Raw genomic sequence first — 20,719 nt, 5'->3', positions numbered from 1 at the left:
CCCGTGCCCGCTACCGAACACGCCGTCGAGCTGGCCGCCGTTGCGGCCCGCGCCGCCACAGAGAAGAAGGCGAGCGGCGCCGTCGCCATTGACGTATCCGAGCGTCTGCCCTTCGCGGACATCTTCCTGATTGTCTCCGCCGCGAACGAGCGCCAGGTGCGCGCCGTCGTCGACGCCGTCGAGGAGGACATGTTCAAGGCGGGCGCCAAGGCGCGGTCGCGGGAGGGACTGGAGGAGGCCCGCTGGGTGCTGCTCGACTACGCTGACGTCGTAGTGCACGTGCTGCAGGCTGAGGACCGCGAGTACTACGGGCTTGAGCGCCTGTGGAAGGACTGCCCGCTGGTGCCTCTGCCCGAGCTCGCCTCGGAACCGGCCCAGGCCTGAGATCGGCTGCCCAGCTCATGACCACCAGACTCATCCTGTGGCGGCACGGCCAGACCGACTACAACGCCCAGGCGCGCGTGCAGGGTCGCGTCGACATTCCCTTGAACGCGACCGGTCGTGAGCAGGCGCGTGCCGCCGCTCCCGGACTCGCCGCGCTGGCGCCGGTGCGGATCGTCTCCTCCCCGCTGTCTCGCGCCCAGGAGACGGCACGTGCCCTGGCCGAACTGGCCGGCGTCGATATCGAACTGGATGAGGGCCTGTTGGAGCGCTCCTTCGCCGCTGGGAGGGACTCTCACGCGTCGAGATGGAGAGCCGGTGGCCCGAGGCCTACGCCGCCTGGAAGCGGGGCGAGGATCCGGCCGACGTCGGTGTGGAGACCCGACCGGCGGTGTCACTGCGCGTGGGTGGCACCCTGGAGCGCATCCTGGAGGAGACCCCACGGGCGGACGGCGGTCAGACCGTGGTGGTCGTCTCCCACGGCTCGGCGATCACGCTGGGCATCACCCATCTGCTTGGGCTCGACCCCGCCGGTTGGTTCGGGTTGCGCAGCCTGGATAACTGCCGCCACGGGGTCGTGGTGCCGGGGGAGCGGGTGCCCGGTTGGTCACTCACCGAGTGGAACGTGCAGTGAGCGGCGCCAGCGTGCGCGGGCGGCGTGTGCCCACCGGCGAGTTGGCGCCGGCCGGTGAGCGGCCCCGGCATGCACGGGCGGGTGAGGCACGGCACGCGATTCTGATTTGCTCGGGGACCGTCTGACTCCGTAGAGTTTGGACGTCGCCCGCGAGGGCGAAACCCGCAAGGGGCTATGGCGCAGTTGGTAGCGCGCTTCCATGGCATGGAAGAGGTCGGGGGTTCGAATCCCCCTAGCTCCACGATCACCGCCCCAAGCGGCGGGCCGATCAACCATTAGGGGCTATGGCGCAGTTGGTAGCGCGCTTCCATGGCATGGAAGAGGTCGGGGGTTCGAATCCCCCTAGCTCCACCCAGGTTTCGCCTCCTTCAAGCCCGGATCGTCGGAGCGAATGTCCAAATCCGGCATTAATGACGGCGATGCTCTCTCTGCGCGACGGCAGATCCGCATGATTTCAACGGTCGTGAGAACGCCAGTCTCCGCTTCAGGCTCGTTTATGCCGGATTTGGACAGTTTGCGGGCGTGAGTAGGGAAGGAGTAGTCAGTTCGCGGCGGTGCGCTCGAGACGGTCGAGCAGGCGCAGGACGTGCAGCTCTTCAGGGCGGGGCTCGTAGCCCTCGCGCAGATGCCGGAGGCGGTGGACATTGGCGACCACCACAGGTGTCCCCGCGATGGTGCCGGTGGTGCGCTCGTCGGCGCGGTGGTGGAACGTTTGCTCGTCGAAACCCTGCTGGACGCCGTCGCCGTTGCCCTCCAGGGCATGGGGTGGACGTCGACCCCGCCGAGGGGAGGCGCCAGCTCCACGCGGATCGGCAGCCAGTCGACGAGGGGCCGGTAGCCCCGTCCCCCAAGTCAGGTGAGCAGGTCTGGCATGGCAGTCGCATCCACGAACACATCAAGGTCCCCGTGCGCACGAGTCTGCCTCCCGACGAGCGCGTCGACGGCCCAGCCGCCGTAGACCTGATAGGTGGCTCCTCGCGCCGTCAGCCACTGCACGACGGCGAGTACCTCGCTAGCGGGCATGTGCGGTGACATATTCATGCTGCCACCCTACAGAACACCGAGGTTCGTGGCATCGCCCCGCTGAAGGCGTCGGGACATCGTGCTGCCGGAGGGGGACCGGCTCGGGACGGTGCAATACACAGTTTCGGATGAGGGGTGCCGGAACAGTTCTATCAATCTCGCTGTCGAAAAGATCGTCAACGGTTTCGGTCCGCTGTGTGTGGCTGGGACTGCAAGGGGCCCTGAATACAGATCACGGTGTTCAGTGGACTGCTTTGCCCAGACGGTGTGGCGTGACTTGGGCAATGATGGGCCCCCGAGCAGCGAGCTGCCGTTCTGTGTTGCACAAGACTAGCAGGTGTCTAGCGCCTGATCGTGTCCGCGTGCTCGCTTTGCGGAGCGTCCTGCAAACGGGTGCAGGTCGGTCGAGACGGCTTGCTGTATAGTTCTATTCCGACTCGATGATCGGCACGCGGGCCACAGCGACAGTGAATCCCATAGTAATGAGCTGCCGGCCCTGCTGCATCAGGTTCAACTTGCTGAAGAATGGAAGCCAGTCGTGTCCCTTACGGGGCGAGTTCGTGATCACCGCGTACGTGATGCGATACTGCGACCGGTCCACCGTCTCGTCGGCTTTTGGCACAAGGCGGAGCCACTCCTCGCGTGAGTTCTCTGAGGCCGCTTCTTCGATGAGCTCGCGGATTCGGGTTCGGAAAACGCCATCACTGATGAAAGTGGATGCGGAGACACTTCCTTGGGCGAAGAGATGGCTCAGCGTCGCGGAGCGGGACTTCCGCTTCACGTGGATCAAGTCACCCTGGTCAGAGAGGATATCGCAGAACTCGATGCCGCTGCTTGCGCCACCGGGCCGCTTGATGCGTGCGTCTAGTTTGAGCAGGTTCCCAGATGACTGACTGGCCAGACGCGTGTTGTACTCTGCCTCGATCTCGCCTGAACGTGCCGGTGGAAGGAACACTTGAGCATCTGATAGTTCCGCGACAAACGTGTCTACTTCCTCGACGAGCGTGGAGCTGACAGCGAACCAACGTCCTTCGATGAGGACGTGAAGCCGTTCATTGTGCCGCTGCTCGGTCACGATGCACTGGTAGAGATTCCACCGCTTGTCGAAGTTTCCGGAGCGTCCGAATCGAACTGAAACGGGTCTTGTCTTGAGATTTTCAAGCGTAATTGAGGCGCGTTCTTCTCCGAGACGGTTAAGGTAGTCATCGAGATCCAGGTCTTCGTAGACATGCGAGCGGGTTCCGGCGATCTTGAATCCATCGATGTCCTCCCAGTCTATTGTCTCTGGCATGGCGAGGTGTGTTGCCCCTGTTATCCCGGTTCGCAGTTGCTCGATGAGAAGATCATCCAGTGCGTCGATTGTTGCGTTATCGCGCACGAGTGAGAGATGATCGATCCAGCCGAAGTCAGTCTTGTAGTCGTCTGCAGTGAACGCTGTCAATAGGTCGTCGCAGATAGCGGGAAGATCCGATGAAGGCTTCTTGATGCTCATGACCAGTGAGTCTGCCCCGGCGATCCGCTTGGAGAATGTCTGGTCGCGAGGTTCGCCGGTTACCCCGCGTAGAATATCGCGGGAGATGTCAACGCCAAAGGTCGGCAACTCGGCACTCTTGCTCACTTGGGTATTGGTTGACACGACGAGGTCCTCGAATGTCTTGGTGTCAAGACTGCGGATCTGACGAGGATCGATGCGGTTGAGCGCGACGCGGAGACCGAATTGATGCTCTATCTTTGACAGGTTGAGCAGTGACCTACCATATCCGAAGGTCAGTGCGAAAACCCGACCGCTGGTCCGCAGGAGTAGCAATGCCGCAGTTGAGGTCGAGCGGATAGTGTTAAGTTCGTCCGTGAGTAGAGGTTGCACGAAAGCGACCCATGTTGGGATGGATGGACTGGGTTCGACGTAGAAAAAGCGGCCATCGATGCCGGTGGATGGGTCAATTTCAACGGTGATCCTTTCCTTGTCCGGGTCGAGAGCATCATCGAAGTCGACGATGTCCTCTCGGAGGAGATAGAGCGTGAGCCGTCTCGCCTTCATAATGGTCCTTTCGGTAGTGACAATGCTGTGTCGAAATTCATGGTCGCAATTGTGTTTTGTTGCTGGGAATGGCGGTCGTCGCTTGGGAACCGAATCATTGCCGGGAGGATGGTGTTGTGTGTGGACAGTGTTCTGGTTGCTATGGTCGGTGGTGGTCGGGTCCCAAGGGTGTGAGTCATGCGATGTATAGAGGTTTCGGATAGGGGTGACGCGCTACTGCGTCGCCATTCCTGTGTTGTTCATGGGGGGGCACGCCGATCAGGTGGATGACTTACCTCTGCGTCCGTGGCGCGGCTCTGATCCGCCTTGTTCCTGCCTTGGTGGCGGAGCGGTGGGTTTCGATGTCAGATGCCACCCATGGCATTCCTTGCATCGATAGGTACGGATCTCTCGTCGTCGCGATTCCTCGTTGGCTTCGCGTGCCCTCTTGCGCTGGTTGGCGGCCCGGTGCAGTGCCATCACTGCCTCGAGGTGGTCTCGGAACCGTCGCTTGCCTGACGCGGGGCATCGGTCCTTCGCGAAGCTCCTTGGGTGGCCGCCCGCCTGCCGGTTGTGCGGTGAGTTGTGATAGCGGGAGTCTGCTGCGTGTGCGACTGCGTGATGCTTGCCCATGGTTCCCTCCTCGGGTGTGGCTTGCCGGGTGCCTGGTGGAACTTAGGGTGCGCGCAGGCTTGCGGCAATGCAAGCATGACCGACGATAAGCCCCCTTATCAGTATCCGCAGCCTTCGGGCTGCCTGTTGCGCGTAGTCTTGCCTTGTATGTTCCAACGAGATAAGGAGAAGCGCCATGGTGGGTTCACATGGGTCCTTGTCCCTCGCTGACGTCGCCAAGCTGGCTGGGGTTAAACGTCCGGTTGTGTCGATGTGGCGCAAGCGCGAACTGGCAGGCGTGCCCTTTCCTGCGGCCGATGAGGATGGGCGCTTCGCTGCTACTGAGATCGTTGACTGGCTGGAGACGACGGGACGCGGCAACAATCCTGAAGTGCGTGCCGACCTGGCGGTCCGGGTGGCTACTTCGAACTCGATGAGCCCACTGCGCCGCAGTGCACTCATCACCTTGCTCGCTGTCAGGACGCTGCTTGATGAACCGCTGGTGTCCTACACGTTGGATGAGTTACTGGACGAGGCCGACGCGTTTGACCCAGACGATGACTTCCTATTCAGTGAGGTTGAAAGTCTCGACGTGGACGAGTACCCGACGCTGGCCGAACAGGCCGATGCTATTGCGGAGGCTGCCTGGTACCCCCAGGCGGCCTATGAGCGGCTGCTGGCCGCCCAACCCGGACCAGAGAATGACAACCGGCTGCAGCCGGACTTATGCGAGCTGCTCGCCGGGTTGTGCCACCTCCTGCTGAGGCCTGAAGGAGAACTAATCGATGTCCGGGGTGAATGCTGCGACGTGGTCAGCGTCGCAGGCGCTGAAGAGGATCTGCCCGCTCCAGCTATCAAAACCCCTGCGGATGTTCCTATTCGGGACGCCTACAGACACTACCGAGTGCGCGGCATGGCCCCCGTGGGGTGCGGCATGACGGATGACTGGGATGCTCGTCCAGGTAGCGTCACCCTAGTGAGGATCAAGGATCGGAATGACTTCGGTGTCGTCGACGAAGCCCGTCTGCAACTGTCTCGGAGTTCTACCATCATCGTCGTCGGCCCGGCGTCGCTGCTGACCGACGCCGCACCATCCGAGGTGGAGTCGTTGCGCGATGAGTTCATTCGCCAGGACCGCCCTCAGCCGGCAGTGCTGCGCGCTGCGGCGCGGCTTCCCGCTGGCTTGACGCGTGGCGGTAGCCGTCAGCATCTGGCTCTGTGGCTGCTGGGACCGGCTCCACAGCCTAGCCCGATCTGGATCGGAGATCTCTCTGGGACTCGCTTTGGCCGTGGCACTCGGCAGGCTTTGCTTGATGATTTGCAGGCGGTGTTCCAGGCACCGGGAAACCATGCCTTCGCCACGCTGCATGCGGTCCCGCGCACTGTGATTACCGCCAGTGGCGGCTCATTGGTCGATACCGGTGGGGCGACGGCCAGTGTGATGGTGGCAGCGTCCGACGACTCCGCCCGAATAACTGAACTGCGGCGTTCCCTGGCGGCGCCGATGCCTGAGGTCTTCGAGTATGAGCCACTGCCGTAGGCGACGGCGTGCAGCGTCAGATTCGCCTTGGGGACGCCTGCCAGGCTAGGCAGGCCAAGCTGCTGCCCGGCTCACGACTGGGAGAATTGCCGACTGGCACCACACCGCTGTGGACGAGCGACGCTGTGGCCGCGGGTAAGCCCGCGTCGGTCGATCTGTTGCGCCTGACCCACCAGCGTCCGGACATTCGCCTCACCGAGCCCGACGATGTCGTCTTCACCGCCGCGGGAAAACCGGTCGCGGTGCTCGACGAAGCGGGTGGGGCAGCAGTCGCTTACCCGGCGCGCATACTGCGCGTCACCGGAGGTCGGCTCTGCCCCGCGGCCATTGTGGACGCTATCAACGCCGTCCCGGCAGGCAATGCCAAGTGGCCCACCTGGCTGGTGCCCGAGACTCAGATTGACCCAGGTCTGGCCGCCGAAATCCTTCAATCCCTCCAACGCTGGGAGCGCCAGCTCCGTCAGCGGCAAGCTCTATTAGAGGAGTTAAAAGTGCTCATCACTCGATCGGTCCTGTCAGGGGCTATTCAAGTGGCCCGTCCGAACGAACAGAAAGGCAAGTAGGTGGCGCGTAGCAAGCAAGCCGAGGCTCTCGTCCCGTCGACGGCGAAGGAGCTTAAGGACACTCTGTGGAAGGCCGCGGACAAACTGCGCGGCTCGATGGACGCTTCCCAGTACAAGGACGTGGTGCTGGGGCTGGTGTTCCTCAAGTACGTATCCGACGCCTTCAACGAACGGGGCGAGGCGATTACCGCCGAGCTGACTGCGGAGGGTTACGACGAGGAGCAGATCGAGGAGACCCTTGAGGACCCGGACGAGTACTCCGGCCACCAGGTCTTCTGGGTCGACCCCGACGCGCGCTGGCAGACCCTGGTGGAGTCCGCCAAGGTGGGCGGCAGCAAGACCATCGGCCAGCGCATTAATGAGGCGATGGACCTGCTGATGGCGGACAACCGGGGTTTGGAGGGAACCCTGCCCAGGCTGTTCAACCGGGCGAATGTGGATCAGCGGCGGCTTGCGGACTTGCTCGATCTGCTGAACTCGATGCAGTTCACCGGGCAGGGTGCCTCGAAGGCGCGCGACCTATTGGGGGAGGTGTACGAGTACTTCCTGGCCAAGTTCGCGGCGGCCGAGGGGCGCCGCGGCGGGGAGTTCTACACCCCCGCCGGCGTGGTGCGGGTAATCGTGGAGATGCTGCAGCCCAAGGAGGGTAGGATATATGACCCGTGCTGTGGCTCGGGCGGCATGTTCGTGCAGGCCGAGAAGTTCCTGGCCGCCCACAACGAGGACCCGACCAAGCTGTCCGTATACGGCCAGGAGCTCAACGAGTCGACCTGGCGGATGGCCAAGATGAACCTCGCTATCCACGGCCTGAATGGCGACCTGGGGCAGGCATGGGGCGACACCTTCGCGCTAGACCTGCACGCGGGCACGCAGATGGACTTCGTGATGGCGAACCCGCCGTTCAACATCAAGGACTGGAACCGCGTCGAATCGGACTCGCGCTGGGCGTACGGCGTGCCGCCGGCCAAGAACGCCAACTACGCCTGGATGCAGCACATCATCTCCAAGCTCAAGCCGCACGGCACCGCGGGCGTGGTCATGGCCAACGGCTCAATGACCTCGAACTCCGGGGGAGAGGGACAGATCCGGGCGCAGCTGGTGGAGAACGACCTGGTCAGCTGCATGGTTGCCTTGCCCGACAAGCTCTTCCGCTCCACAGGCATTCCCGCATGCCTGTGGTTCTTCGCCAAGGACAAGTCGGCCGGGCAGGGAGGCACGGTTGATCGGAGAGGACAGGTGCTGTTCATTGACGCCCGCGCCATGGGGCACATGGCGACCCGTGCCGAGCGGGCGCTTTCTGACGCCGAGATCCACCGGATCGCCGACACTTACCACGCCTGGCGCGGTATGGAACGGCTGGAGCTGGGCACCCGGGACGTCACCGACACTGCGAGTACCGGTGAGGAGGCGGCCGAGTTGTTCGACGAGTACGAGGACGTGCCCGGCTTCTGCAAGTCGGTGAGTTTGGCGGATATCAAGGAGGCCGGCTACGCACTGACCCCCGGACGCTATGTCGGCATGCCCGAGGCGGAGGACGACGGCGAGCCCCTGGACGAGAAGATCACCCGCCTCACTGCGGAGCTGGAGGAGCAGTTCCGCGAGTCCGAGCGGCTGCAGCAGGTAGTGCGCGAACAGCTGGGGAGGTTGCGATGAGGCTGGAGGACTTGGCTGTGGAGGATGGCATTGTTGGTGGTCCGTTTGGTTCAACCCTGGTAGGTGCAGATTATGTGAATGCGGGCGTGCCAGTCGTTCGTGGATCTAACATGCGAGGCCGCTTTGTGTCCGGGGAGTTTGTGTACGTGACGTTGCGCAAGTTCGATCGGGATCTCTCGCGTAACACTGCCGAGCCTGGCGACCTGGTATTCACTCAGCGTGGAACCCTAGGGCAGGTTGCTCTTGTGCCAGACTCACCGTACGGGATCTATGTGGTTAGCCAAAGTCAGATGCGGGTTCGAGTGGATGCTTCCAAGGTGGAGCCGCTCTATGTGTACTATGCGTGTATGGCGCCGTCCTTCTTGCGGCAGATAGATGACATGGCGATCCGTACCGGAGTTCCGCATATTAATCTAGGAATACTGGGCAAGCTGCAAATCCCCGATATGCCGCGCCGTGAGCAGCAGGCCATCGCCGAAGTGCTGGGCGCGCTGGACGACAAGATCGCCGCCAACGGTCGTTTGATCTTGCTAGTGGAGGAGAGATTGCGAGCCCTGTTTGAACGCGATATTCGACGAGGTGAGCCAAGGCTTCTGTCTGAGTTTATTCTACTGAATCCGCGTCGGGAACCTCCGTCCGATCCGGCGCCGCATATTCCCATGCAAATGCTCCCGAGTCCTGGTGTGGCGATTCTGGAGTTTGGGGTTGCTTCGCCAAACGGTGGTGTTCGTTTCATGAACGGGGATACCTTGCTTGCTCGTATCACCCTAGCTTGGAAAACGGCAAGACTGGCTATGTGCTTTGCCTGCGGGATGGTGATGTCGGTTTTGGGTCTACCGAGTACATAGTGATGCGTTCTAGGTCAGGCTACCCGTTGCCACTGTCCTATTTTGTGGCCACGGATCCAGGTTTCCGGGCAGAAGCTATTCAAAGGATGGTCGGTAGCTCAGGCAGACAACGTGTGAAGGCGGACGATCTTGCGGACCTGACTTTTCCACTGACGAAAGATGCCCGAGCTCTGGAGCGTTTTGAGAGCCACGCAAGTTCGGAACTTCAGTTGGCTCAAACGCTAGCGGTCGAGTCCCATACTCTCGCTGAGCTCCGCGACGCCCTACTACCCCCACTCATGGACGGCACTCTGCGCGTGAAGGATGCTGTCGCCCAAGTTGAAGAGGTGCTGTGATGATCAACGAGTCCGAATGGGAGCAGGCCATGCTCGACTGGCTGGGCGAGCTGGGCTGGCGGCCCGGCAACGGGACGGAAATCGCCGTCGAACGGGCGTCGTCGGCAGACCCGGTGCTGCACGACGAGTTCCTGCGAGCGCTGCGCCGCTTGAACCCCACGATCCCCGACCAGTACCTGCAGCAGGCCAAGGCCGACATCCTACAGCCGGCGTCGCAGGACCCGCTGGCGGAGAACATGATCTTCCACGACTTCCTGGTGCACGGGTTCCGGGGCCTGACCTACACCGATGCGTCCGGGCGAGAGGAAACCCCCACCTTGCGCCTGGTGTCCGAAGACCCCGACGAGAACACATTACGAGCCGTGCAGCAGGTGACTGTGCAGGACCGACAGCAGCACCGACGCTTCGACGTCGTGCTCTACGTCAACGGCCTGCCGCTGGCGCTGATCGAGCTCAAGAATGCCGGGTCCAAGGACGCCACGATTGCCAAGGCACATGCGCAGCTCGCCACCTACCTGGACGAGTTCCCGATGGCCTTCCGCACCGTCGTCGCCACCGTGATCACCGACGGCATCGCCGCCCGCTACGGCACCCCGTTCACTCCACTCAATCACTTCTCTCCGTGGAAGGTTGACGAGGACGGCAATCCGGTAGAGACCAACCCCGAGTATCCCGAGATCGAGTCCCTCACCTGGGGCTTGTTCGAGCCGACCCGGTTCCTCGACATCGCCCGGAACTTCACCGCCTTCGATGTCTCTGAGGAAGGCCGGACCAAGCGCATCGCCAAACCCCACCAGTACTTCGCGGTACGCAAGGCCGTTGACAAGACCCTCGCGGCGATGAACGCCGACGGTCGTGCCGGAGTGGTCTGGCACACCCAGGGATCGGGCAAGTCGATGGAGATGGAGCTGTACGCCAACCTGGTGATCGGCCACCCCCGCATGCTCAACCCCACCATTGTGGTGGTCACCGACCGCACCGAGCTCGACGGCCAGCTCTACGACACCTTCAAGCGCTCCACCCTGCTGGAAGAACCCATCCAGATCAGGCGGCGCAACGAGTTGCGCGAGCAGCTGACCAACCGCAACAGTGGCGGCATCTACTTCACCACCCTGCAGAAGTTCAGCCGCTCAGCCGACGAGCGCAGTGCCGGGCTGGCACACCCCGAACTGAGCGACCGGCACAACGTCATCGTCATCGTCGATGAAGCCCACCGCAGCCACTACGACGACCTCGACGGCTTCGCCCGCCATCTCAAGGACGCGCTGCCGAACGCCACGATGATCGCCTTCACTGGCACCCCGGTCAGCCTGACCGAACGCAATACCCGAGAGGTCTTCGGCGAGTACATCGACGTCTACGACCTCAGCCGCGCCGTGTCCGACGGCGCGACCGTGCCCGTCTACTTTGAGCCGCGGCACATCCGAGTAGGGCTAGCCGACGGCGTGACCGAGGAGGAACTGGACGCCGTCGCCGATGAACAGACCGCGGGACTCGACGACGTCGAACGCGCTCGGATCGAACGGTCGGTCGCCGTCATCAACGCTATCTATGGTGCTCCCGAGCGGCTGAGAGCGCTGGCCGCGGACATTGTTGAGCAGTGGAAGCGCCGTCGGAAGGCCATGGAAGAGGCCCTGCAGCCCACGGACCCGGATGACAACACCAAGCCGCACGGCAAGGCGCTGATCGTCTGCTCCACCCGCGAGATCTGCGCCAATCTCTACGCCGAGATCGTCAAGCTGGAGCCGGACTGGCGCTCCAATGACATCAACACCGGGGTAATCAAGGTCGTCTACTCCGGCACCGCCGCGGACCAGCCGCCTATCCGCGAGCACGTGCGCCGGGACTCCGAGAACAAGGTCATCAAGAACCGGCTCAAGGACATCAACGACGAGCTCGAACTCGTGATCGTTAAGGACATGATGCTCACCGGCTTCGACGCTCCGCCGCTGCACACCCTCTTCCTGGACCGACCGCTCAAGGGCGCTTTGCTCATGCAGACCCTCGCCCGCGTAAACCGCACCTACCGGGGCAAGCAGGACGGTCTAATGGTCGCCTATGCGCCGCTGGTCGACAACCTGCGCGATGCCCTGAAGGAGTACAGTCCCGGCGACCAGCAGCACCGGCCTCTGGGCCGTGACATCGACGAGGCCGCCGCTGCCGTCCGTGAGCTGATGGCGGCCCTGCGCGAACTGCTTGCTGGGTTCGACTGGCAGACGATCATGACAAGCAGCGACCCCAGGCGGGCGTTCAAGCCGTCGGTGGTGCCGTCAACTACCTGCGCTCCGTGAACACCCCGGGCAACCGCGTGCCCGAAGGGACGCCGACGCTCGCTGACCGCTACCGGACGCTGTCCGGTCAGCTCAGCCGGATGTGGGCACTGGCCTCCGGGGCCGAGACACTGACCGAGATGCGGAACGAGATTCGCTTCTATGAACAAGTACGCATTTGGATGGCCAAGTACGACGCCATGGAGCGCCGCGCCAGTGGTGAGGCCATCCCCGAGGAGATTGCTCGCGCCCTACGCGGAACCGTCGCCCAGGCCACCGCGGCCGGCGAGATTACCGACATCTACCAGGCGGCGGGCCTGGAGCGCCCGGATATCCGCAACCTGAATGCGAAGTCGCTGGACCAGGCAGCCAAGGGAGACCGGGCACACCTGGCGATCGAGGCCCTGCGCGACCTGCTGATCGATGAGGCGAACCGGGTTACCCGAAACAACGTGGTGCGGCGCAAGGCGTTCAGTGAGCGGGTTAGGGAGCTGATGAACCGCTACACCAACCAGCAGCTCACCGCTGCCCAGGTCATGCAGCGGCTGTACCAGCTGGCCCAGGAAGTGGCGGGGGAGGCCGATCGTGGCAAGCAGTTCGACCCGCCGCTCAGCCACGACGAGCTCGCCTTCTACGACGCGGTCAGCCAGAATGACTCGGCCGTGCTCGAGCAGGGAACCGACGTGCTGGCCCAGATCGCCCGTGAACTGGTAGCCATCATGCGGCGCGACACCCGCACCGACTGGACCCGGCGCTCTGACGTGCAGGCCAAGCTCCGAGCCGAGATCAAGCGCCTCCTGCGCCGCTACCACTACCCGCCCGACAAGCAGCCGGGCGCGGTGAAACTGGTCATCGAGCAGATGGAAGTGCTGGCTCCCCAGTACGCGGAGCATGACTACCATTAGAGGGGATATATAGGTCGAAGGTGAGACTTGCCATGCTTAAGCGTGCTGGGACGGACCTGGACGAGAGTCTTAGCCGATGTGGCGGCTGCGGTAGTTGTGGATCTGTCCGAAGGGGAACGAGTGATGAGCCGTCTCGCCGATGATCCGCGCTTCGGCCTTGGAGTGCGTTCATGCCACCAGGGTGGGCGTCGTGAGTTCGCCCGGGACGAGCGGGGCGTGGCGTACGTGCTCACAGAGATGAAAGCTTTGCGTGCATGCATCAGTAAGGGCGAGTGGGAGGAACTGCTCGCCGACTTGGAAGATCTCATACGGGCGGCCGAATCGGGGGAGCTCACATTCGATTCCACCTACACCAAAGGTGTGGTCTGCCATGCAGGCGGAAAGGTCGCGGGCGTGGAGGACGTGCTCGAAGCGCGCATCGCTCGCACGTTCAACCTTGATGGAAGGCGGCGCCACCTGCGACTGTACTTCACCGAGCCGTCCGACTTCGCGGGCATGCTCTTGCTCCTGGGCTTGCAGCACAAGGGCGATGGTGAGCTTGGGCTGGAGGAGCAGAACGAGCACATCAGGGAGGCACAGCGCCGCTTCGACCGCTGGTGGAGGGAGCACTACCGTCCCGTGGGCGAGACGATGTGACCAGGCCTCCTGCCCCGACAGGTTTACACCCGGCCACCCAGAACCTAATATGTCTTAAACGACATGGCGTGGGAGGTGCCGACCAATGGATCTTTACGAACTACTCGACGAGGACCGGAACGCCCCCGGTCACCGACACTCTCGGGAACTCAAGTCCGCAGAACGACGGCTCTTCTCCGATCTAGTCGCCGCGCGCAAGGCCGTGGGCATGAGCCAGGCGGACCTCGCCCGCAAAATGGGCACCAACCAAGCGGCGGTGTCCCGCTTCGAGTCCGGCCAGACCGACGTCCGCTATCCACACTGCGCCGCTACGCCAAGGCGGTCGGCGTCGTCATCCACCACGACGTACGCCCCTTCCGAGCTGCGAGCGTTGCGGGGGCTCCGGAACACGAGGCCGCATACACCTGGAAACCTGCTAGCTCACAGCGAGGAGCCTTCGCTCGATGACAGCGCACGCCGACAGCACGCCCGGTTCCCCAGAAGCACTGACGATCCGTTCCGCCACACCAGTTGGTCTGAGCATCAGCCGCCTCATCGTGCAGTCATCCGGACAGGAGCAGAACATCTTCTCCTGGGCGATCGGCCACCAGCCGATCAACTACGAAGCAGTCCCGCCACAGGGGCCGACCCCGTACGCGCTCTTCGGGGACATGCTCATCACCAGCGGGGACTGGATCGTAGGAGCAACAGCAGCGCTCACGTTCGTTACTGACGACATCGAACACTACGACACCAGCACCGACGAAGGGGTAACCGCCTGATTGATAGGTACGCCCCCTGGGCGACACATGTCCTATGGGACCACGTCACGACCGCGGCGCGGGCCGCTGCTGCCCTGTGCGGTCACACGGATGCCGCGAGCGCAATTCCGCATCAGACGCCCGCTGCGACGCTGGTGTGGCCTGCGGGCTACGAACAGGAAGACGATCTACCGGACGAGGCTTAGCGGTTGACCGCTTGGCGGGACGACCTCGACGAAGAGTTCAAGACCTACCCTGAAGAGGAGACCCGATATGGGATACCGCGAACAGACCATCAAGGTTTCGGCACTGCGCCTTGACATAGATAACGCGCGGTTCCCGGATGGCGTCGATGGGCAGGACGCGGCGATTGCAGAGATGCTTACCAACAAGAAGTCTCAGCGGGAAATCCTGAAGCTGGCGCAATCCATTATCGACGAAGGAGGGCTCGACCCGACCCAGCTGATCGCAGTCGCCGTCGAAGACGGGCAGAAGGTGGTGGTCGAGGGGAACCGGAGGTTGACCACCCTCAAGCTCCTTAACAGGCCGTCATTGGCGCCAACGCAGGAGTTGCGTGACCGTTTCTCTGCGTTGGCGGAGGATGCAACAGACCTGCCGGACCGGGTCAAGGCCATCGTCTTCGATGCCCGCAGCGAGTACGAGCAATTCCAGCTTCTGCGCCATACGGGGGAGAATGGCGGCGCAGGGCTCAAACCATGGAGGAGCAACGAGGTCGCGCGCTTCCAGGAGAGGCAAGGCGGCGCCAGCCCCATCCATATGGAACTGCTCAAATGGTGTGACCGCGAATATGGCGGCGACGCGGAGATGACGACCTATGTTGCTCGTATACGCACCGAACGGCTCACGACACTCAAACGCGTCCTCATGGTGGAGGTTCGACCTAACCTCGGGCTGAACTACAAGCATGGGACGCTGCAAGTCGAGTACACGGCAGCGCAACTGCGCCCATTCCTGAGGCAACTGTTCTCAGACATCCTCGACGGGCGCACCGAGCAGGGGCAGCCCTGGTCCCGCGCGACACGGGCAGATGTAAAGCACTACGTGCAGGAAAGGCACGCGGACCTGCTGCCCTCGGCAGACGAAAAACAAGCCGACGCTGCAACGCCGGCACCAGATACACCCGAGCACGAAGACCAGGACCAAAACACCGCTCCCGACCCGGAGACCGAAGCGGACGACCAGCACGCACACGGAGCGCAGGACGAACCTACCCCTGAGCCGGCCAACCAAGACCCGCTCGGTCCGACGCCACCCAACCCGCCACCGGGGAGCGATCTTGGAGACAGGCTCTTCCCCGGCGTCTCCTTCGACCAATTCGGAGATCGTACGAACGCCATCGGCGTGCAGGCAAAGAAGTTCTCCATCAACGCCAACGCCGAAGCCTGCGGAGTGCTGTGCCGCGTCGTAGTAGACCTCGCCTGCACCGTGTTCCTAGAACGCCACGACAAACCCGAACCCAAAGCGCTATGGCAACGCGTCACCAAGAGCCTCGAAACACTGGACCCGAACGTGGCGAACAAGAAGAGATGCCGAGACGAACGTCTGCACGAGGTGTGGAAGCACTCCGATCATGGGAATCACGGCTTGGCAGTTGAGACGATGAACGACTTCGTTCATCGAACGCTTTATCGCAACGCACCTTCAGAAGTGCGCCACATCAACAATCTCTACACCCCGATGCTTGCCGCAATGGAGGCCAATCTGCGGCAGGCCGACAACGGGGTGGCCACGGGCGGCAAAAAAGGGCATTCTTGATCCCGTGAGGTACTTATCCCCGCTGCGCTACCCAGGCGGTAAGGCCCGTCTGGCGCCGTTCTTCGCGCGACTCATTACGGCACAGGACCCGACTCCAACCCAGTATGCCGAGCCCTACGCCGGCGGGGCTGGGGCCGCCTTGCGACTACTGAGCGACGGCATCGTCGACCAGGTGCATATCAACGACATCAACGCTGGCATCGCCGCCTTTTGGCGCACCATCACCACCAACGACGGGGCCGACGCGTTCTGCGAGCTTATCAGCACCACCTCAGTCACCATCGACGAGTGGCACCGTCAGCGTGCCACCTACCAGGCCGGGGAAGTAGACGACCTCGCGCTCGGGTTCGCCACCTTCTTCCTTAACCGCACCAACCGCTCGGGCATTCTCGACGCCCGACCCATCGGCGGACTCGACCAAACCGGAGACTGGAAGATCGATGCTCGCTTCAACAAGAAGAACCTGACCGCCCGTGTCCAGGCCGTGGCCGCGCTAGGGGATCGCATCGGCGTGACCCAGATGGACGGGATTGATTTCCTGCGCACCTTGGAAGGGTACGAGGAGGACGTGCTGATCTACGCAGATCCTCCCTACATCGAACAGGGGAACAACCTCTACCTTCATGCCTTCGATGCAGACGGACACAAGGCCCTGGCCAACACCCTGCTGAGATCCCCCTATCCGTGGTTGCTGACCTATGACGACAAGAAGGTCATCTGGGCGGACCTGTACGGCGCAGAACGCTGCGCCCGCTTCAACATCGCCCACACCGCAGCCATCCAGCACATCGGCAGGGAAACCATAGTCTACGGGCCCGGACTCAACGTCCCCGGTGGACTCGAGATCACCCCCGGTGTCTACGCCCGCTGGGTTGACGCTGCGTCTTGATGACATTCATGTCAATGGTGCCGCCCAATCCACCCCCATGGCCGATTCCTGAGACCGACTACCGACGCGCTGGGCAAGTGGCGGGTGCCCTGGCGGTCGCGCTCGACATTCCGTGCTGGGGCGTCGTCGTCCGCCAGGCCACGCTACGCACCTAATGCGGTGTTGCAAACAAAAGAAGTTCGCCGGAGGAGGCACAAGGTCAGGTGCGAGAGCTGGCGTGCGGGTGCTCCTGGGGCAGGAGTGCCCGCAGACCCCGGACGACAGGGCTTCGGACACCGCACGCCAGTGCCTCACGCCCTGACCGCTACTATTCGTTGAAATAGCAACGATTCACAATGGGGTGGCTGACGAGGCTTGAACTCGCGACCTCCTGGACCACAACCAGGCGCTCTACCGACTGAGCTACAGCCACCATGGGGCGACGTCGTCGCACCGAGTCGGTACTTTATCGGCTCACATGCGGTTGCACCAATCCGGACTCCGTGTACTACGTCACCTTCGCAGCAGGGGAGCGAGCGCACACGTCGGGACAGCCGCCTCGCCGTCGGGCGGACTGGCGGAAACTGGCTCGAATACGGGCGTCGCCGCCGTCAGAGCAGCTCCGCCGTCGGGTGCGCGACGATCCGGTCGGCGACCGCCTGGCACTCCTCACTCGTGGGGCCCTCACCCTTGGGAAACAGCACCTCGCGGTAGTAGCGCAGCTCGTCGATCGACTCCAGGATGTCGGCCAGTGCGCGGTGCCCGCCGTGCTTCTCCGGGGCGTGGAAGAAGGTGCGCGGGAACCAGCGCTTGGCGACCTCCTTGATGGAGGACACGTCCACGATCCGGTAGTGCAGGTACTCGATGAGCTCCGGCATGTCGCGGGCCAGAAAGGCCTTGTCGGTGCCCACCGAGTTGCCGGCCAGCTGCGCGGTGCCCGCCTCCGGCACCAGGGACTTCACATAGTCCAGGACGCGTGGCCGGCCTCCTCGAGCGTCAGCCCCTCCTTGAGCTCCTCCAGCAGGCCGGAGCTGGTGTGCATCTCGCGCACGTAGTCGCCCATCTGCTCCAGGGCGGCCGCCGGCGGCTTGATCAGGACGTCGATGCCCTTGTCGAGCGGCTTGAGCTCATAGTCGGTGACGATCACAGCCACCTCGATCAGAGCGTCCGTCTCCAGGTTCAGGCCCGTCATCTCGCAGTCGATCCACACCAGGGGATCGGCGGTAGTTATCTGTCGGCTCACGGTCGCGAGTCTAGACCCGGGTGGGCGGGCCGGGGCTATGGGGCATTGGCGGTACTTGCCCACTCAGGGTGAAGCTAGTCCGCTCAGGCAGAGCGTATGCTGCCGCAGGTAGCGGGCGGTTACCGGCCCGCCCGCCGAGGACGACTTGGCAAGAGGAGAGGACTGAAGCCGAAGTGACGCCTACCCCTGCCATCATGCGGGTCAACTGGGTGAACGGCGACCCCGTCGAATCGTCGACCAATGTCCGGCTGCGGAAGGTGGCACAGCGCGGCATCTTCTATCTTCTGCCGTTACCAGGCGTCGAATACGACTACGGCAACGACGACCTCGCTACGCCCTCTACTCGTGGCGTCGCCAGGTGGAAGAGTGAGACGCATATAACAACCTCGCCCACCACCGAGTGCTTTCAGCCGAGCGGATTGCGGCTATGGCGAATGAGGCGGTGAAGCCGCTCGGGGTTCGGCTTAGTTATAACGGTCCCGGGCTTTATCACCTCGGGTACGAGCTCGCCTACGACAACATCGCCGTCGACGCCCAGGGGGATTTCGCTCCGGAGTGGGCGGGCCTCCTGGCGCAGGCGCGGCAACGGATCATGGATGCGTTTACTGCCGAGGTAGTCGCGGACCTGTTTGACGAGGCCGCAGAGTACCGGCGTCGGCAAGACTCGTGGGACCGTGCGGCACCAGAAGAGAGAACCGGGTATCGGATGAATCTCGCCCCCGGTGAACCGCGGTGATGCGGCTCTTCTGACATGTGTGTGGTGGGGCGGGTTCGGGCGGATGAGTTCGTCTGGTGGGTGTGGTTGTTGGTGCCCCCGCCCGGACTCGAACCGGGAACCTGCGGATTAGAAGGCCGATGCTCTATCCATTGAGCTACGGAGGCTTGCGCTCAGACTACGTCACCATGGGCGCATGTTCCCACTTTGAGACGGCGGGCGGCCTCTGGTCGGTTCGTCCGCTACGGGTCGGCTTGCGCCTCTGGTCGGTTCGTCCGCCGCGGGTCGGCTCGCGCCGCTGGCTCGGGCGCGCCCTTGGCCGGCCCGCCTGCCGCCCGCTGGCTCGGGCGCGCCCCTGGCGTTTGGTGGCGGTGGGGACGAGGATGGGGCAACGCCCGCCCGCCCCGGCCCAGCCCACGCAATGGCGGGTCGATACGGCTTCGCCTCGCTTCCGCCTAAGGTTGGACCATGGCCTCAACTGCTTCCCCGCTGTCCGCCGGAGAAGACGTCCCCGTCTGCGCGCTCAGCCGCGCACAGCTCATCGACGTCCTCACCGACACCGTGGGGGACCTGTCCCGCCTCGACCTGACCCTGAACGCCGCCGGCGCCGAGGATGCGCGCCGTCTGCGCGACAGCCTCATCGCCCAGATCCGCGATCACGTACTCCCACGGCTTGCCGACGCCGATATTCCGGCGATCGTCGTGGTTGGCGGCTCGACCGGCGCCGGCAAGTCCACGCTGGTCAATTCGGTGCTCGGCCAGGAGGTATCCGACGCCGGCGTGCTGCGCCCCACCACGCGCACCCCGGTGCTGGTGGTCAACCCCGAGGACCGCGACTCGCTCACCGACCATCCGATCGCCCAGGTCTGTGTGACCGTCGCCTCCGCCGCCGTCCCCGCCGGCCTGGCTCTCGTGGACGCCTCCGACCTGGACTCCGTACAGGAGAGCAACCGCGTACTCGCCTCCCGGCTGCTCGACGCCGCCGACCTGTGGCTGTTCGTCACCACCGCCGCCCGCTACGGCGATCAAACCCCTTGGCTCTCCCTGGAGGAGGCGGCCGGTCGGGAAACGCCCATCGGTGTGGTCCTGAACCGGGTGCCCGTGAAGGTGCTGGCCGAGGTCCGCCGCGACCTGATCGAACGCCTGGATGGACTCGGCTTGGCCGAATCCCCCTTCTTCGTGGTCCCCGATGCCGGCCCCCACGAGGGCCTGCTGCCGGACGCCTCCGTCGGCGAGCTGCGCGACTGGCTGCAGTTGTTGGCCGGCCGTCACCGCGCCGCGGGGCTCGTGCGCCGTACCGGCCGCGGCGTGTGGACCGGCCTGCGCGCGGATCTGCTCACCCTCGCCGACGGCGTCGACGCCCAGGACGACGCCGCCACCCGCCTGGAGCGTGCCTCCCAGCACCTCCTAGAGGCTCCCGGCGCGGACCTGCGCGCCGACGTCGAGCGCGGCTCCTGTGCGCAGGGCGCCCCTACCACTCGCTGGATCACCCTCGCCTCCTCCGGCGGCCCACTGGCCCCGCTCGCCCAGGGCGGCAAGCTCCGCTCCGGTTGGTTCGGACGCACCGGCAAGGCGCGCGCCGCCGCCCTGGCCACGCTCGCCGCCGACGTCCGCGAATCCGTCGCCTCCCGCCTGGAGGCGGCCCTGGTAACCGTTCACGACGACGCCGCCCGCACCTGGCAGGAGGCCGGCGCCGCGGCCCGCGCCGACGAGCTGCTTCCCGTCGACGCCGACGCGACCGCCGTCGTCGACGCCTGGGCCGCAGACCAGACCTCCCGCATCACCGCCCCGCCCAAGGGTCTGACCATGCAGGGGGCCGGCGACCTGCTGATCTCCGCCGCCGCCGGCGTCGACGGCGCCCGCGCCGCCGCCAACCGCCTAGGCTCGGGCAGGCGGTGGCCGACGCCAAGACCTCTTTGGCGCAGACCCTGACCGACGTGCTCGCCGCCGCCGTCCCGGC

16 protein-coding genes, 4 tRNA genes and 3 pseudogenes are annotated in these 20,719 nt (G+C 64.0%); 18 read left to right on the top strand and 5 right to left on the bottom strand.

Translation table 11 applies throughout. The annotated features are described in order from the left end of the window. Positions 1-3: 3 nt before the first annotated feature. From rsfS to BW737_RS17100, 5 genes and pseudogenes are all read left to right on the top strand, one after another. On the top strand, positions 4-384 hold the full coding sequence (gene rsfS, locus BW737_RS14205) for a ribosome silencing factor (RefSeq protein WP_086615508.1): 381 nt from the start codon (positions 4-6) through the stop codon (positions 382-384). Between the two features lie 17 nt (positions 385-401). Next, positions 402-1,015 (top strand): annotated as a pseudogene (locus BW737_RS14200) (histidine phosphatase family protein). Between the two features lie 168 nt (positions 1,016-1,183). After that, a tRNA-Ala gene (locus BW737_RS14195) sits at positions 1,184-1,256 on the top strand. 37 nt (positions 1,257-1,293) lie between these two features. Then, positions 1,294-1,366, top strand: a tRNA-Ala gene (locus BW737_RS14190). A 235-nt stretch (positions 1,367-1,601) separates the two neighbouring features. Next, the gene (locus tag BW737_RS17100; RefSeq protein WP_218961931.1) at positions 1,602-1,853 is read left to right on the top strand and encodes a hypothetical protein; all 252 of its coding nucleotides are present in this window, start codon (positions 1,602-1,604) and stop codon (positions 1,851-1,853) included. Positions 1,854-1,867: 14 nt separating this feature from the next. On the opposite strand, the gene BW737_RS17095 is transcribed toward BW737_RS17100, so the two are convergent. Together BW737_RS17095 and BW737_RS14180 are read right to left on the bottom strand one after the other, a co-directional pair. Then, positions 1,868-2,038: a nucleotidyltransferase domain-containing protein gene (locus tag BW737_RS17095; protein WP_218961930.1), complete on the bottom strand. Its 171-nt coding sequence runs from the start codon at positions 2,036-2,038 to the stop codon at positions 1,868-1,870. Between the two features lie 427 nt (positions 2,039-2,465). Beyond that, positions 2,466-4,076 carry a DUF6119 family protein gene (locus BW737_RS14180; protein WP_086615507.1) on the bottom strand — a complete coding sequence of 537 codons (1,611 nt, stop codon included), beginning with the start codon at positions 4,074-4,076 and terminating at the stop codon, positions 2,466-2,468. Positions 4,077-4,863: 787 nt separating this feature from the next. Here BW737_RS14180 and BW737_RS14170 point away from each other — a divergent pair. From BW737_RS14170 to BW737_RS14120, 11 genes and pseudogenes are all read left to right on the top strand, one after another. Further along, positions 4,864-6,207 carry a hypothetical protein gene (locus tag BW737_RS14170; RefSeq protein ID WP_086615506.1) on the top strand — a complete coding sequence of 448 codons (1,344 nt, stop codon included), beginning with the start codon at positions 4,864-4,866 and terminating at the stop codon, positions 6,205-6,207. 8 nt (positions 6,208-6,215) lie between these two features. Continuing rightward, positions 6,216-6,770, top strand: a complete 555-nt coding sequence (locus BW737_RS14165; RefSeq protein ID WP_086615505.1) for a hypothetical protein — start codon at positions 6,216-6,218, stop codon at positions 6,768-6,770. Continuing rightward, positions 6,771-8,423 (top strand): class I SAM-dependent DNA methyltransferase, encoded by a 1,653-nt coding sequence (locus BW737_RS14160; RefSeq protein WP_086615504.1) that lies wholly within the window; start codon positions 6,771-6,773, stop codon positions 8,421-8,423. After that, the gene (locus tag BW737_RS14155) at positions 8,420-9,271 is read left to right on the top strand and encodes a restriction endonuclease subunit S (RefSeq protein WP_086615503.1); all 852 of its coding nucleotides are present in this window, start codon (positions 8,420-8,422) and stop codon (positions 9,269-9,271) included. The genes BW737_RS14160 and BW737_RS14155 overlap by 4 nt, the downstream gene beginning before the upstream one ends. Before the next feature lie 334 nt (positions 9,272-9,605). After that, entirely contained in the window at positions 9,606-11,897 is a 2,292-nt protein-coding gene (locus BW737_RS14145) for a type I restriction endonuclease subunit R (RefSeq protein WP_218961929.1), read from the top strand. Continuing rightward, positions 11,894-12,781 carry a DUF3387 domain-containing protein gene (locus BW737_RS17090; protein ID WP_257210890.1) on the top strand — a complete coding sequence of 296 codons (888 nt, stop codon included), beginning with the start codon at positions 11,894-11,896 and terminating at the stop codon, positions 12,779-12,781. Before BW737_RS14145 ends, BW737_RS17090 begins: the two co-directional genes overlap by 4 nt. A gap of 216 nt (positions 12,782-12,997) precedes the next feature. Further along, a complete protein-coding gene (locus tag BW737_RS14140) occupies positions 12,998-13,417 on the top strand; it encodes a hypothetical protein (RefSeq protein ID WP_257210889.1) in 420 nt (139 codons plus the stop codon). Between the two features lie 85 nt (positions 13,418-13,502). Next, a pseudogene (locus BW737_RS19610) lies at positions 13,503-13,658 on the top strand (helix-turn-helix domain-containing protein); the annotation flags it as partial. Positions 13,659-13,860: 202 nt separating this feature from the next. Then, the gene (locus tag BW737_RS14130) at positions 13,861-14,178 is read left to right on the top strand and encodes a hypothetical protein (RefSeq protein ID WP_086615500.1); all 318 of its coding nucleotides are present in this window, start codon (positions 13,861-13,863) and stop codon (positions 14,176-14,178) included. Positions 14,179-14,430: 252 nt separating this feature from the next. Beyond that, positions 14,431-15,933 (top strand): hypothetical protein, encoded by a 1,503-nt coding sequence (locus BW737_RS14125; protein ID WP_086615499.1) that lies wholly within the window; start codon positions 14,431-14,433, stop codon positions 15,931-15,933. Between the two features lie 4 nt (positions 15,934-15,937). Then, entirely contained in the window at positions 15,938-16,822 is an 885-nt protein-coding gene (locus BW737_RS14120; protein WP_086615498.1) for a DNA adenine methylase, read from the top strand. Positions 16,823-17,158: 336 nt separating this feature from the next. On the opposite strand, the gene BW737_RS14115 is transcribed toward BW737_RS14120, so the two are convergent. Together BW737_RS14115 and orn are read right to left on the bottom strand one after the other, a co-directional pair. Further along, positions 17,159-17,234, bottom strand: a tRNA-His gene (locus BW737_RS14115). Between the two features lie 178 nt (positions 17,235-17,412). Continuing rightward, a pseudogene (orn, locus tag BW737_RS14110) lies at positions 17,413-17,993 on the bottom strand (oligoribonuclease). Between the two features lie 478 nt (positions 17,994-18,471). Here orn and BW737_RS14105 point away from each other — a divergent pair. Then, positions 18,472-18,780 carry a hypothetical protein gene (locus BW737_RS14105; protein ID WP_086615497.1) on the top strand — a complete coding sequence of 103 codons (309 nt, stop codon included), beginning with the start codon at positions 18,472-18,474 and terminating at the stop codon, positions 18,778-18,780. A gap of 70 nt (positions 18,781-18,850) precedes the next feature. Here the strand turns inward: BW737_RS14105 and BW737_RS14100 are convergent. Further along, positions 18,851-18,926 (bottom strand) — tRNA-Arg (locus BW737_RS14100). 301 nt (positions 18,927-19,227) lie between these two features. Between BW737_RS14100 and BW737_RS14095 the strand changes: the two genes are divergently transcribed. Next, the gene (locus BW737_RS14095; RefSeq protein WP_086615496.1) at positions 19,228-20,691 is read left to right on the top strand and encodes a GTPase domain-containing protein; all 1,464 of its coding nucleotides are present in this window, start codon (positions 19,228-19,230) and stop codon (positions 20,689-20,691) included. Positions 20,692-20,719: the final 28 nt, after the last annotated feature.

The sequence above is a fragment of the Actinomyces ruminis genome, from assembly GCF_002154335.2.
Classification (GTDB): Bacteria; Actinomycetota; Actinomycetes; order Actinomycetales; family Actinomycetaceae; genus Actinomyces; species Actinomyces ruminis.
The sequence above is the reverse complement of the archived record's forward strand: the minus strand, read 5'-3'. Positions and strand labels throughout refer to the sequence as shown.